The sequence below is a fragment of the Streptomyces sp. NPDC025833 genome (assembly GCF_055558055.1).
Window position 1 is genome coordinate 209,607 of record NZ_JBVHNF010000009.1, and the last position, 13,463, is coordinate 223,069.

The window sequence follows — 13,463 nt, forward strand, 5'->3', positions numbered from 1 at the left end:
TCGCTGGTCGCGCGCCCCCGCCCTCAGCCGCGGGTCACGACTTCAGGAACAGCCGGCTGACGTCGATGAGGCTGGACACCGAGCCGTAGCGGGCACCGCCCACGTTGCCGCCGGAGATCTGGAACTGCTTCGTGTACCACAGCGGCGCCGCCGGGATGACGTTCTCCAGCAGGTAGTGCTGGGCTTCCTTCCAGGTCTTGGCGGCCTCGGCCGGCTGCTGGGTCAGCGCCTTCTTGACGAGGGCGTCGACCTTCGGGTCCTTGACGTGCGAGTAGTTCGCGGAGCCGTCGAAGACCTGCGTGCCGTCGTAGATCGGCGTGACGACCGTGCCCGGGGACGGCCAGTCCTGGCCCCAGCCGGTGACGTAGATGTCGTACGGGTTCTTGAGCTTGCCGATCTGCTCGTAGTAGCTCGCCGCGTCGACCTCCTTGGCGACGATGTCGAAGCCGACCTTGGTCAGCGCGTCCTCGATGGCGACCTTGCGCTTCTGTCCGGCCTCGCTGTTGGCGTAGGCGAGGACGAGCTTCTTCTCGGCGGCCGGGACGCCCGCGAGGATCTCCTTGGCCTTGGCGATGTTGCCCTGCGGGGACTTCAGCCGGCCGTAGGGGTCGTAGGTCGGCTCGTAGCCGGGCAGCGTCGGCGCGAAGTAGTTCGGCGCGACGTCGCCGCCGTAGGCGCCGCCCTCACCGGCGATCAGGGACTTGGAGTTGATCGCGTAGGTGACGGCCTCGCGGACCTTCTTGTCCTTGACCCGGTCGAGGTTGAAGGTGAGCGTCATGACGTAGGGCTGGTAGCCCTTGACCGTGCGCTTGCTGGCGTCCGGGTTGTTGATGACGTCCTGGATCTGGGTGGCCTCGACGCCGCCGGTGAGCTGGATGGCGTTCCGGTTCTCGCCCTTGTCCGCGATCAGCCGCTTGGTCTGGGTGGACTCGGTGACGCCGAACTGGAAGTCGTAGCCGTCGACGTACTGGTGGCGCACGGCGTCGGTCTTCGGGTCCCAGTTGGTGTTCCGCACCAGCTTCAGGCTCTTGCCGACCTTGTTCTCGGCGATCTTGTACGGGCCGGTGGCGACCGGCTTCTTCTCGTACTTCTCCTTGGTGTCGCCCTTCGCCGGCACGACGGCGTACCCGGCCATCGCGAGCGTCTGCGGCAGGTCCGGGCGCGGCTGGTCGAAGTGGAGGACCACCGTCTTGTCGTCCGGGGTGTCCAGCACCGAGGCCGGCAGGTGCTTGCCGTCGAAGCCGCCGGCGGGCAGCGCCTTGCGGTAGTCGGTGCCGCTCAGCCAGGTCTGGAGGTAGGTCGGGCCGTCGAAGATGAACTTCGCGTACAGGCGCTCGATGCTGTGCCGGACGTCGGCCGAGGTGATGGCGTTGCCGTTCTCGTCCTTGATGCCGTCCTTGAGGGTGAAGGTCCAGGTCTTGCCGCCCTCGGAGGACTTGCCGGAGTCGGTGGCGAGGTCGCCGACGACCGACACGTTGCCCTTGTCGTCCTCCTGGAACTGGGTCAGGCGGCGGAAGAGCAGGTTGGCGACCTGGCCGGCGTCGGAGACGTAGATCTGGCCGGGGTCCAGGTGGGAGAGGCCCGCCTCCTGGTACACGGTGATCGTGCCGCCGGGTTTGGCGCCCGGCACCTCCTTGGCGGGGCCCGCCGATCCCGCCGCGTCGACATAGGTGACCGCCTTCGACTGGACCGCCGCCTCCTTCTGGTCCTTCTTGGAGTCCTTGTTGGACTTGCCGCCCTCGTTCTTCGAGCAGCCGGTGAGAGCGAGGGAGCCGGCCGCGAGGGCGATCACAACGGCACGCGCTCCGCGGGCGCGATGAGACATCATGGGGCGAATCCACCTACCTGTCGTTTGTTATCCGCGAGATCTGCCGTGCGCCGGCCGGCGAGGGCCGGCGGGGGCGGCAGTCACCCCCCACCCAACGGACGGTCTAGCGACCGGACTTGGGGTCGAACGCGTCCCGTACGGAGTCCCCGAGGAGGTTGAAGCACAGGACGAAGATCACCAGCGCCATCCCGGGGAAGAACATGAACGCCGGGTCCTGCTCGGCGTACCGGGCGCCGGCGGCGAAGAGGCGCCCCCAGTCGGGCGTGGGCTCGACGAACCCGACACCCGCGAAGGACAGGAAGGCGATGCTGAGGATGGTGCTGGGCAGCTGGTACGTGAACTGCACCAGGATCGGGGTGACGACGTTCGGCAGGATCTCCCTGCGCACGATCCGCCACGGCGAGGCGCCCGAGACCTTCGCCGCTTCCACGAACTCCCTCTCGCGCAGGGACAGTACGGTGGAACGCACCAGTCGCGCCATGCCCATCCAGCCCAGCAGCCACAGCACGATCAGCATGGCCAGGGCGCGGAAGTAGGTCGGCGTCTCCTCGCGGGGGTCCACGAAGAACGACGTCACGACGGGCATGAAGGCGATGAAGAAGAGCTGTTGCGGGAAGGAGAGGAAGAAGTCGGTGCCGCGGCCGATCCAGTAGTCCGTACGACCGCCGAAGTAGCCGCCGACCAGGCCGATCACCACACCGGTGAGCATGATGAGCGTGGTGATGCCGAGCGCCATGTACAGCGAGGTCCGCATGCCGTACACCAGCATGGCGAACAGGTCGCGGCCGTACTGCGGTTCGACGCCGAACCAGTGGTCGCCCGAGACGCCGCCCAAGTAGCCCAGGGGAAGCCCGAATTCGTCGAGCACGGGCTTGTCGGCATAGGTGGGGTCCTGGCCGTACAGGGTGTACGGATCGGTGCCCGGCAGCTTGGCGAGCAGCGGCGCGAGGAGGGCGACGACGAAGTAGCCGATCACCACGACGGCACAGATCACGCCCGTGCGGTCACGCTTGAAACGCAGCCACATCAGCCGGCCGGGGGACCGGCCCACGAGCTTGACGGCCTCGGTCTTCGTCGCCGGCTCTGGTTCGCCGTCGACGACGACCGACGCCCCGCCGCCCTCTACATCGATAGGACTTGTCACGGTTCGTCCGTTTCACAGGTATAGGTGTGAGAGGTTCCCGGGTACTCCGAGGACGCGCGAAACCGCAGCCGGACGCGCGTAGTTCTACAGCCGAATCACACCGCTGGACGTGACGGACCGACCCACTTGGTGTTCGTGACACCGCGCATGGGTTTCCTCCTCATGACTCCACGTGTTCACCAACAGGAGAGGGTTACCGTCTTCCTTCCGACACCCCTGACGGAAGGTCAGACACCCCCTGGTGCTCGTGAGTCGGCGCTGTCCCCACAGCGCGAGACCCATTGACCCGAGCGCTACGCGGCTAACTATCTGCCATGAGCCAGGTGGCGACCACTGTCTTTAAATCTCAATTCAGTCACAGCTGAGGCGAACAACTCCCAAAAAGTGGACAAACTGTTCGCCGGGAGAACGCCGCGAAACGGACGTGTTACATGGGTATCGGTCGAGCAACCCCGCAATCCGGACACCGGGTGGCGGAATTTCGATCTTGGGGCCGCGGAAAACGGGTTGCAAAAAGCCCGGGTGCCCCCATCATGGGGGCACCCGGGCTCAACAGGCGGGTGATCAGCCGTGCTTGGCGCGGCTCGCGGCGCGCGCCCGCTCCCGCTGGTCGAGGTTGACCTTGCGGATGCGAACCGCTTCCGGGGTCACCTCGACGCACTCGTCGTCGCGGCAGAACTCCAGGGACTGCTCCAGCGACAGCTTGCGCGGCGGCACGATCGCCTCGAACGAGTCGGCCGAGGACGACCGCATGTTCGTGAGCTTCTTCTCCTTGGTGATGTTCACGTCCATGTCGTCGGAGCGCGAGTTCTCGCCGACGATCATGCCCTCGTACACCTCGGTGCCGGGCTCGGTGAACAGCACGCCGCGCTCCTGGAGGTTCGTCATCGCGAACGCGGTGACGGCACCGGAGCGGTCGGCGACCAGCGAGCCGTTGTTACGGGTCTGCAGGGTACCGAACCACGGCTCGAACCCCTCGTGGATGGAGTGGCCGATACCCGTGCCGCGGGTCTGCGTCAGGAACTCGGTACGGAAGCCGATGAGGCCGCGGGAGGGCACGACGAACTCCATGCGGACCCAGCCCGAGCCGTGGTTGGACATGTTGTCCATCCGGCCCTTGCGGACGCCCATGAGCTGGGTGACGGCACCCATGTGCTCCTCGGGCACGTCGATCGTCATGCGCTCGACGGGCTCGTAGGTCTTGCCGTCGACCTGCTTGGTGACGACCTGGGGCTTGCCGATGGTCAGCTCGAAGCCCTCGCGGCGCATCTGCTCGACCAGGATGGCGAGCGCCAGCTCACCACGGCCCTGGACCTCCCAGGCGTCGGGGCGCTCGGTGTCCAGCACGCGCAGCGAGACGTTGCCGATCAGCTCGCGGTCCAGGCGGTCCTTGACCTGGCGGGCGGTGACCTTGCGGTCCTTGACGGCCGCCTTGGCGTCCGCGCCCTTGCCGGTGCCGCCGCGGCCGACCAGCGGGGAGGTGTTGGTGCCGATGACCATGGAGATCGCCGGCTCGTCGACCGTGATCAGCGGGAGGGCGATCGGGTTCTCGGTGTCGGCCAGGGTCTCGCCGATCATGATCTCCGGGATACCGGCGACGGCGCAGATGTCACCGGGGCCGGCCTTCTCGGCGGGCTTGCGGGTGAGCGCCTCGGTCATCATCAGCTCGGTGATGCGGACGTTGCTGATCGTCCCGTCGCGCTTGATCCAGGCGACCGTCTGGCCCTTGCGCAGCTCGCCCTGCTCGACGCGGAGCAGCGCGATGCGGCCGAGGAAGTTGTCGGCGTCCAGGTTGGTGACGTGGGCCTGGAGCGGGGCCTCCTCGTCGTAGGTCGGGGCCGGGATGTGCTCCAGGATGGTGGAGAAGAACGGCTCCAGGCTGTCGGAGTCGGTGGGGACCGTGCCGTCGGCCGGCTTGGTCAGCGAGGCGACGCCGTCACGGCCGCACGCGTAGACGATCGGGAACTCGATCTGGTCCTCGTCCGCGTCCAGATCCAGGAAGAGGTCGTAGGTCTCGTTGACGACCTCGTCGATCCGGGAGTCCGGGCGGTCCGTCTTGTTGATGCAGAGGATGACGGGCAGGCGCTGCTGGAGCGCCTTGCGCAGCACGAAGCGGGTCTGCGGGAGCGGGCCCTCGGAGGCGTCCACCAGGAGCACGACGCCGTCGACCATCGACAGGCCGCGCTCGACCTCGCCGCCGAAGTCGGCGTGGCCGGGGGTGTCGATGATGTTGATCGTGATCGGCTCCCCCCCGTCCTTCGGGTGGTACTTGACCGCCGTGTTCTTGGCGAGGATCGTGATGCCCTTCTCACGCTCCAGGTCGTTCGAGTCCATGACCCGGTCGTCGACCTGGTCGAGCTGGTGGGCGGCGAAGGCACCGGCCTGCTTCAGCATGCCGTCGACGATGGTGGTCTTGCCGTGGTCGACGTGGGCGACGATGGCGACGTTGCGGATGTCGTGACGCGTTGCAGTCACAGGCATGGTGTGGCGTACTCCCGGAGTTGAGGACTGCCCTGCGCGTACGTCCGTGTCGCGCGGGCCCTGCCGGGCTGGACACGCCACGGCCTCACCCCATGGTACGTGCCGTTCGCACCCGGGGCTCGCCGGGCCGTCCTAGCCCTTGCCGGGGCTCGCCGAGACCTTCGCTCCCTTCTTCAGGAACCCCATGTCCTGGAAGACGGGTGTCTGGAAACCGAAGGCTCCCGTGTTGACCAGGCTTTTCCGTGCCGCCACGAGCTGGGGGCGCTGGTAGAGCGGGATCGATCCGGCGGCGGCCCAGATGCGGGAATCGGCCTGCCGGATCAGATCGCTCGCCTCGCCCTCGTCCAGGGTCGTCGCCGCCTCGTCGAACAACTGGTCGACCAGGTCGGTGCCGACCCGGGTGTAGTTCTGCTCGACGTTCACCGAGCCGTCCGCCGCCGGGACGGGCTTGGCGTAGACGGGCCGGGCGTCGGTGGCCGGGAAGGCGGAGGAGGGCCAGGAGTACAGGGCGAGGTCGTAGTCGCCGGCGGCGATGTGGTCCTTGAAGTAGCTCTCGTCGGAGACCTTGGTGATCGTCGCGCCGATGCCGACCTGCCCCAGCATCGCCGAGATCCGCTCGGCCACCGAGTTCAGGGTGTCCGAGCCGGGACCGGAGGGCAGGACGAAGCGCAGCGCGAGGGGCTTGCCGTCCTTGGCGAGCGGTCCGGCCGGCGCGGCGGCCGGGGCGGCCGTGCCCTTGGGCGCGTAGGCGCCGGACGGACCGCCGTGCCGGCCGGAGCGGCCGCGCTGGTCGTCGGTGCTCCCGTGGGGCTCGTCCCTGTCGTCGCCGCGGTTCCCGCCGTCCTCGCGGTTCCCGGCGTCCTCGTGGTTCTTGCCGTCCTCGTGGTTCTTGTCGTCCTCACCGACGACGTACTCGCCGTCGTCCCCGCCGTCCGACGGGTCCTCGTCGTGGTGCTCGGGGCCGGCCGCCTTCCCGCCCTTCTTCTCCTCCTTGAGGGGGCCGCCGCGCACCCAGCCGGCGTCGGCGAGCAGCGCCTGCGCCTCCTTGGCGTCCTGGCCGCCGAGCGCGCCGCTGCCGTCGGCGTAGGCGGCCTGCCCGGACAGGGCGAGGTGGCTGCCGACCGGGACCGCGGGCAGCCCGAGCGGGGTGAGCACCAGCCGGGCCAGTTCCGTGCGGTCCAGGGCGCGGGCGACGGCCCGGCGGACCCGTTCGTCGGCGAGGGGGCCGGCGGAGCCGTTGAGGGCGAGCTGGGTGTAGGTGGGCTCCAGCGACTTGCGGACCTCGACGTCGCGCAGCGCCTGCTGCTGCTCCAGGTAGCGGGTGACGGCCTTGCCGAGCTTCTCCTTGCCGGCGCGCACGGTGTCGGAGTCGAAGCCGTGGGCGCGTGCCCACGCCCGCAGAGTCCCCAGGGACGTCCTGCCCCCGCCCTGGAGCGGGGTGCCGGTGCCCTTCCCGCGGTTGGCGAGCCCGATCCGCTGGGCGTCGGCGGCGTCGACCTCGGCGAGGTCCACGCTGCCGTCGGCCAGCGCCGCGGCCCGCTTGTCGCGGGACACGGCGTGCAGGACGATCTCGTTCAGCTTGGCGGGCCTGCCCCACCAGCGCGGGCTGCGGGTGAGCACCACGTCCTTCTTCGCGGTGTCGACCTTCTCCACCCGGAAGGGCCCGCCGGTGACCTTCAGCTTGCGGCGGGCGCCGTCGTTGAAGGCGTCCGGGGTGCCCGTGACGTCCTTCGGGTACAGCGGGGAGAACAGCGACTTCCAGTCGGCGTAGGGGCGGGAGAAGGTGACGCGGACCTGGAGGTCGCTGTCGCCGCGCTCGATTTTGGCGATGCGGTCGTAGCCGGCGTTGCGGGCGGTCCAGTAGGCGCTGCTGCCGCCGGACAGGGCGCGCCACTGGGCGACGAAGTCGGCGGCGCCGATCTCGCGGCCGTCGCTCCAGACGGCCTGCTGGTTCAGCTTGTACAGCACGACCTGACGGGGCTCGGTCTCGATGACCTTGGCCGATTCCAGGTAGTCGGGATCGGCCACCGGGCGGCCGTTCGCGTCGAGCCGGAACATCGAGGGCAGCACGGCCTGGGCGATCCGGGCGGTGCCGGCGTCGGCGTCGGCCTGGAAGGTGTTCAGCGTCTCCGGCAGGGCGTCCACGGCCCACTTCAGGGTGCCGCCGTCGGCGACCAGGTCCCGGGCGACCGGGACGATGTCCTGCCCGGCCAGCGGGGTGCTGGGCTTCTCGTCCGAGCCGCAGCCGGTGAGCAGCGGCACGGTGAGCGCGCCGGCGCCGAGGAGGGCGAGCGGGCGGGTGAGGCCCCGGCGGGGGCGCCGGGGCGCGGCCGCGGTGGTGCGGGGCGGTTCCGCGGCCGGCCGGGCCCCGCACAGGAGCCGCTCAGCGATGCAGGCCCGCGCCCCCTCGGGGTGCTGCCGAACGTCGTGGGACATCTCTGCTACCTCCGGGGAGCCGCGGGCCTTATGCTCACTTTTGTCGGCATATGAAACTGATCACTTTTGGCCGTATATGGAGCTGATCAGATCTATGCGGCCACTGAAGAGGAAAGGATCCGGCAACGGTGGGCGACACGGCGGCGACGGCCGGCAAGCCCACCCGTGCGGCGCAACACACCGGGCGGTGCACCCGTGCACACCGGCCAATCGCTGCACGTCCCTTCACACCGGCGGGCGTGAGGCGCAACACTCCAAGGCGCATGCACGTTGCCGCTCATGGCCCACCGGACCCGTGGAAACGAGGGCAAGTCATGTCCGTGCACGACGACATCAACGCCGTCCAGCGCTGCCTCGACGACCTGCACCGGTCACTGGGCCGCCTGGAACACCAGCTCGGCGTCAGCGGCCTGGAGATACGCCGGGTCCGGCTGGACGCCGACCACCTGCGCGAGAGCGTGGCCCTGCTGCGGGAGGCCGCCGCCGCACCCGCCGCGCCCCACCGGCCCGACCTCGTCACCATCTCCGACGCGCCCTACGACATCAGCCTGTGGACGGATTCGGACGACGAGGGCCTGGGCGCCCGCGACCGCCGCGCCCCCTGAACCCGCTACCGACCGGAGTCCCCTTTGGCCACTGGTACGGAACCCCAACGGAACACCGGCGGCGTACGCAGCGGTACGCGCGCCGCGATCCCCGCCCCGCACCTGCGGACCGACCGCTGGTGGCTGGCGCCCGCCGTCACCGCGGCCGGTCTGTTCGCCTTCGTCGTGTACTCGACCTGGCGGGCCTTCGCCGGCGCGGACTACTACGCGGCGCCCTACGTCTCGCCGTTCTACTCGCCCTGCCTGGCGCAGAGCTGCCGGACCATGCACGGCGGCCCCAACGCCGAACTGTTCGGCGGCTGGTGGGGCGTCTCGCCCGCGATCATCATCCTGATCTTCCCGCTCGGCTTCCGCCTGACCTGCTACTACTACCGCAAGGCGTACTACCGGGCCTTCTGGGCGTCACCGCCCGCCTGCGCGGTGGCCGAGCCGCACCGCACGTACACCGGCGAGACCCGCTTCCCGCTGATCCTGCAGAACGTCCACCGGTACTTCTTCTACGCCGCCCTGCTGGTGGCGGGCGTGCTCACGTACGACACCGTGCTGGCCTTCCGGGACCCGCACCACCGCTGGGGCCACATGGGTCTCGGCACCCTGGTCTTCCTGGTGAACATCGTCCTGATCTGGGCGTACACCCTTTCCTGCCACTCCTGCCGGCACATCGTCGGCGGCAAGCTCAGGCACTTCTCCAGGCATCCGGTGCGCTACCGGGCGTGGCGGTTCGTCGGCCGGCTCAACGCCCGCCACATGCAGCTGGCCTGGGCGTCACTGCTGAGCGTGGCGCTCGCCGACTTCTACGTGTACCTCGTCGCGTCCGGGGTCTTCGACGATCCGCGGTTCTTCTAGATGAGTGGGGCTTTGCGATGACCGTGGTCGACCGGCAGGAGTGGGACGTCGTCGTGGTCGGGGCCGGCGGCGCCGGGCTGCGGGCCGCGATCGAGGCACGCGAGCGGGGCGCCCGTACGGCGGTGATCTGCAAGTCGCTGTTCGGCAAGGCGCACACGGTGATGGCCGAGGGCGGCATCGCGGCGGCCATGGCCAACGCCAACGAGCACGACACCTGGCAGGTGCACTTCCGCGACACCATGCGCGGCGGGAAGTTCCTGAACCAGTGGCGGATGGCCGAACTGCACGCGCAGGAGGCCCCGGACCGGGTGTGGGAGCTGGAGACCTGGGGCGCGCTGTTCGACCGCACCGGGGACGGCCGGATCTCGCAGCGCAACTTCGGCGGCCACGAGTACCCGCGGCTCGCGCACGTCGGCGACCGCACGGGCCTGGAGCTGATCCGCACCCTCCAGCAGAAGATCGTCGCCCTCCAGCAACAGGACTTCCGGGAGACCGGCTCCTACGAGTCCCGGCTCAAGGTCTTCCAGGAGTGCACGGTCACCCGCGTCCTCAAGGACGGCGAGCGCGTCTCGGGCATCTTCGCCTACGAGCGCGAGACCGGCCGCTTCTTCGTCCTGGAGGCGCCCGCCGTGGTCCTCGCGACCGGCGGCATCGGCAAGTCCTTCAAGGTCACCTCCAACTCCTGGGAGTACACCGGCGACGGCCACGCGCTGGCGCTGCTGGCGGGCGCGCCGCTGGTGAACATGGAGTTCGTGCAGTTCCACCCGACCGGCATGGTCTGGCCGCCGTCGGTGAAGGGCATCCTCGTCACCGAGTCGGTGCGCGGCGACGGCGGGGTGCTGCGCAACTCCGAGGGCGAGCGGTTCATGTTCGACTACGTCCCGGACGTCTTCAAGGACAAGTACGCCGAGTCGCAGGAGGAGGCCGACCGCTGGTACGAGGACCCCGACGCCAACCGCCGGCCGCCGGAGCTGCTCCCCCGCGACGAGGTGGCCCGCGCGATCAACGCCGAGGTGAAGGCGGGGCGGGGCTCACCGCACGGCGGTGTCTTCCTCGACGTCTCCACCCGGATGCCCGCCGAGGTGATCCGGCGCCGGCTGCCGTCCATGTACCACCAGTTCAAGGAGCTGGCGGACGTCGACATCACGGCGGAGGCGATGGAGGTCGGGCCGACCTGCCACTACGTGATGGGCGGTGTCGCGGTCGACTCGGACACCGCGGCGGCCCGCGGGGTGCCGGGGCTGTACGCGGCCGGCGAGGTGGCCGGCGGCATGCACGGCTCCAACCGGCTCGGCGGCAACTCGCTCTCCGACCTGCTGGTCTTCGGCCGGCGGGCCGGCTGGCACGCGGCCGAGTACGCCCGGGCGGCGGCGCACCGGCGCCCGCCGGTGGACGGCGCCGAGATCGACGCGGCCGCGGCGGAGGCGCTGCGCCCCTTCTCCGCGGAGGCGGGGGGCGGGGCGGCCCCGCCGGAGAACGCCTACACCCTGCACCAGGAGCTCCAGCAGGCCATGAACGACCTGGTCGGCATCATCCGCCGCGCCGGCGAGATGGAGCAGGCCCTGCACAAGCTGGCCGAGCTGCGCACCCGGGCGCGGCGGGCCGGCGTGGAGGGCCACCGCCAGTTCAATCCCGGCTGGCACCTCGCCCTGGACCTCAGGAACATGCTGCTGGTCAGCGAGTGCGTGGCCCGGGCCGCGCTGGAGCGCACCGAGTCGCGCGGCGGGCACACCCGCGAGGACCATCCGGCGATGGACCGGGCCTGGCGCCACGTGAACCTGCTCTGCGCCCTCGCCGACCCGGCCGGGGGTCTCGCGGCGGCCGATCCCGCCCGCGGCCAGATCCGGCTGACCCGCGAGAGCACCGAACCCATCCGCCCGGACCTGCTCGCCCTCTTCGAGAAGGAGGAGCTGGTCAAGTACCTCGCCGAAGAGGAGCTGTACGAGTGAGCAGCTACGAGGCCCGCTTCCAGGTGTGGCGGGGCGACGGACAGGGCGGTGGCCTGCGCGACTTCACGGTCGAGGTGAACGACGGCGAGGTCGTCCTGGACATCGTCCACCGCATCCAGGCCACCCAGGCGCCCGACCTGGCCGTGCGCTGGAACTGCAAGGCCGGGAAGTGCGGTTCGTGCTCGGCCGAGATCAACGGCCGTCCCCGGCTGCTGTGCATGACCCGGATGTCGGTCTTCGACCGCGCGGAGACGGTCGTGATCACCCCGCTGCGCGCCTTCCCGGTCGTCCGCGACCTGGTCACGGACGTCGGCTTCAACTACCGCAAGGCGCGCGAGGTCCCGGCGTTCGTGCCGCCCGCCGGGCTGGGTCCGGGCGAGTACCGGATGTCCCAGGAGGACGTGGACCGCTCGCAGGAGTTCCGCAAGTGCATCGAGTGCTTCCTGTGCCAGGACACCTGCCACGTGGTGCGCGACCACGAGGAGAACAAGCAGGCGTTCGCCGGCCCGCGCTTCCTGATGCGCGTCGCCGAACTCGACATGCACCCGCTGGACGCGGCCGCCGCGAACGGCCTGGACCGCGCCCGGAGCGCGCAGGACGAGCACGGCCTCGGCTACTGCAACATCACCAAGTGCTGCACGGAGGTCTGCCCCGAGAACATCAGGATCACCGACAACGCCCTGATCCCCCTGAAGGAACGGGCGGTGGACCGCAAGTACGACCCACTGGTGTGGCTGGGCTCGAAGATCAGACGCCGGACGCCGTGAGGGAGCCCGGCGCGCGCACGGACTCCCGTCAGCGCACCCAGTCCTCCCGGTACGCCCGCCAGTCCGCCTCCGTGGCCGCGAAGTCGACGTAGAGGGCGACGCCGAAGCGGGCCCGGTCGGCGTCCGTGCGGGACAGGCCCAGGCGGACACCGCGCACGGCGGCGGGGACGGTCTCGGCGTGCGCCCAGTGGCCGAACCGGTTCTCGTGGTAGAAGGGCAGGCCCATCAGCAGGTCGGTGCCGTCCGGGGTGACCTCCAGGGCGAGGCCGGTCTGCTGGGCCACGTAGCCGCCGTACAGGCTCTCCAGCGGTTGCATGGTGTCGTACGACATGACGGCGATCTGGTCCACGCGCCGGGCCACCTGCCCGAAGTAGGCCTGCGACCACCACTTGGGGTGACCGGTGGTCGCGCCCCAGAAGGAGTGGAAGGCGGGCAGCGGGTCGATCTGGTGGGCGGCGACGGACAGGACGGCGCCTCTGGAGTGGGTGAGCCGGCGCAGGCCGTCCAGGAGGCCGAGGTAGTCGCGATCGCCGGAGTGCAGGGGCTCCAGGTCGAGGTGGACGCCCCGGAAACCGGCGTCGAGGACCGCGCGGGTGGAGACGAGGACCGCCGTGCGGGTGGCCGGGTCGTCCAGGCGCAGCCCGTCGGGGGTCTCACCGGCGAGCTTGTCGCCGAGCCAGGCCTGGACGCGGACGTCCGGCAGCTCCCGGCGCAGGGCCGCCGTCAGTTGGCGGGCCCGCGGGTGGGACGACGCGGGGAGCGTGCCGTCGTGTTCGAGGGGGCCCGCGTGGACGTACAGGTCCCGGATGCCGGTGCCGTGCAGGCGGCGCGCGAGTGCCCTGACGTCCCGGTCGGTCTTCCGGCCGTCCACCCAGGCGTGCCCGAGCCAGAGGGCGTCCCGGTTCCGGGTGCGGGTGCCGGGCGCCGGATCACCGGTGTAGGCGAGGCGCAGCGCCGTCTCACCGGCGAGGAGCGGAACGAGGAGGAGGGCGAGTACGGCGACGACCCCCCGAACCACCCACCGCCTGAGCGCACGCGACCTCGCCACCACGACCGGCCGCCCACCCCCGGAGACGCCGACCGGAGGCCCGCCACCAGGCCCTGCTTCGGTGTCGGCTGCGGGCGGGGTCGCGTCGGCGGGGGTCGGAGATCCGCTGTCGGGAGGCGAGGCCACGCCCTCGGGCAGCGCCGGGGGCGCCTCCGGGGTGCCGGAGGCCGCGGGGGGCCCGCCGGGGAGCGGAGGCGCGTCGCCGGCCGGTGACTTCGGGCCGGGCGGCCCCGCGGTGGACCCGTTCGGCTTCGGCGGGGTCGCCCGGCTCCGTGCCGGCCGGTTCTCGTCCGTCCGTTCGTCGTCCATTCCGCCCCCTGCGCGTCTGGTCCCCCACCCGTATCCATCCCGCTCGCGCG

At 70.5% G+C, this 13,463-nt stretch carries 9 protein-coding genes; 4 read left to right on the forward strand and 5 right to left on the reverse strand.

What is annotated here, in order from left to right:
- Positions 1-34 precede the first annotated feature (34 nt).
- From ACZ4K2_RS18015 to ACZ4K2_RS18030, 4 genes are all read right to left on the reverse strand, one after another.
- On the reverse strand, positions 35-1,828 hold the full coding sequence (locus ACZ4K2_RS18015) for an ABC transporter substrate-binding protein (protein WP_467473825.1): 1,794 nt from the start codon (positions 1,826-1,828) through the stop codon (positions 35-37).
- Positions 1,829-1,931: 103 nt separating this feature from the next.
- A complete protein-coding gene (locus ACZ4K2_RS18020; RefSeq protein ID WP_467473827.1) occupies positions 1,932-2,972 on the reverse strand; it encodes an ABC transporter permease in 1,041 nt (346 codons plus the stop codon).
- Between the two features lie 564 nt (positions 2,973-3,536).
- A complete protein-coding gene (gene typA / locus ACZ4K2_RS18025) occupies positions 3,537-5,453 on the reverse strand; it encodes a translational GTPase TypA (protein WP_467473829.1) in 1,917 nt (638 codons plus the stop codon).
- A gap of 132 nt (positions 5,454-5,585) precedes the next feature.
- Positions 5,586-7,889 carry an ABC transporter family substrate-binding protein gene (locus ACZ4K2_RS18030; protein WP_467473831.1) on the reverse strand — a complete coding sequence of 768 codons (2,304 nt, stop codon included), beginning with the start codon at positions 7,887-7,889 and terminating at the stop codon, positions 5,586-5,588.
- Between the two features lie 314 nt (positions 7,890-8,203).
- Between ACZ4K2_RS18030 and ACZ4K2_RS18035 the strand changes: the two genes are divergently transcribed.
- The 4 genes from ACZ4K2_RS18035 to ACZ4K2_RS18050 are packed head-to-tail and all read left to right on the forward strand — an operon-like array spanning position 8,204 to position 12,056.
- On the forward strand, positions 8,204-8,494 hold the full coding sequence (locus ACZ4K2_RS18035) for a hypothetical protein (protein ID WP_467473833.1): 291 nt from the start codon (positions 8,204-8,206) through the stop codon (positions 8,492-8,494).
- 24 nt (positions 8,495-8,518) lie between these two features.
- Positions 8,519-9,340: a hypothetical protein gene (locus ACZ4K2_RS18040; RefSeq protein ID WP_467473835.1), complete on the forward strand. Its 822-nt coding sequence runs from the start codon at positions 8,519-8,521 to the stop codon at positions 9,338-9,340.
- 17 nt (positions 9,341-9,357) lie between these two features.
- Complete coding sequence (locus tag ACZ4K2_RS18045; protein WP_467473837.1) at positions 9,358-11,289, forward strand: fumarate reductase/succinate dehydrogenase flavoprotein subunit; 1,932 nt, start codon at positions 9,358-9,360, stop codon at positions 11,287-11,289.
- Positions 11,286-12,056, forward strand: coding sequence for a succinate dehydrogenase/fumarate reductase iron-sulfur subunit (locus tag ACZ4K2_RS18050; protein ID WP_467473839.1), 771 nt, complete (start codon positions 11,286-11,288; stop codon positions 12,054-12,056). Before ACZ4K2_RS18045 ends, ACZ4K2_RS18050 begins: the two co-directional genes overlap by 4 nt.
- 28 nt (positions 12,057-12,084) lie before the next feature.
- Here ACZ4K2_RS18050 and ACZ4K2_RS18055 read toward each other — a convergent pair whose 3' ends face one another.
- Positions 12,085-13,413 carry a glycoside hydrolase family 18 protein gene (locus tag ACZ4K2_RS18055; RefSeq protein WP_467473841.1) on the reverse strand — a complete coding sequence of 443 codons (1,329 nt, stop codon included), beginning with the start codon at positions 13,411-13,413 and terminating at the stop codon, positions 12,085-12,087.
- Positions 13,414-13,463 lie beyond the last annotated feature (50 nt).

What these genes read in the sequence shown, in the direction of transcription:
- ACZ4K2_RS18015 (WP_467473825.1), bottom strand. Translation starts at nt 1,828, where the DNA reads ATGATGTCTCATCGCGCCCGCGGAGCGCGTGCCGTTGTGATCGCCCTC.
- typA (WP_467473829.1), bottom strand. Translation starts at nt 5,453, where the DNA reads ATGCCTGTGACTGCAACGCGTCACGACATCCGCAACGTCGCCATCGTC.
- ACZ4K2_RS18030 (WP_467473831.1), bottom strand. Translation starts at nt 7,889, where the DNA reads ATGTCCCACGACGTTCGGCAGCACCCCGAGGGGGCGCGGGCCTGCATC.
- ACZ4K2_RS18035 (WP_467473833.1), top strand. Translation starts at nt 8,204, where the DNA reads ATGTCCGTGCACGACGACATCAACGCCGTCCAGCGCTGCCTCGACGAC.
- ACZ4K2_RS18045 (WP_467473837.1), top strand. Translation starts at nt 9,358, where the DNA reads ATGACCGTGGTCGACCGGCAGGAGTGGGACGTCGTCGTGGTCGGGGCC.
- ACZ4K2_RS18055 (WP_467473841.1), bottom strand. Translation starts at nt 13,413, where the DNA reads ATGGACGACGAACGGACGGACGAGAACCGGCCGGCACGGAGCCGGGCG.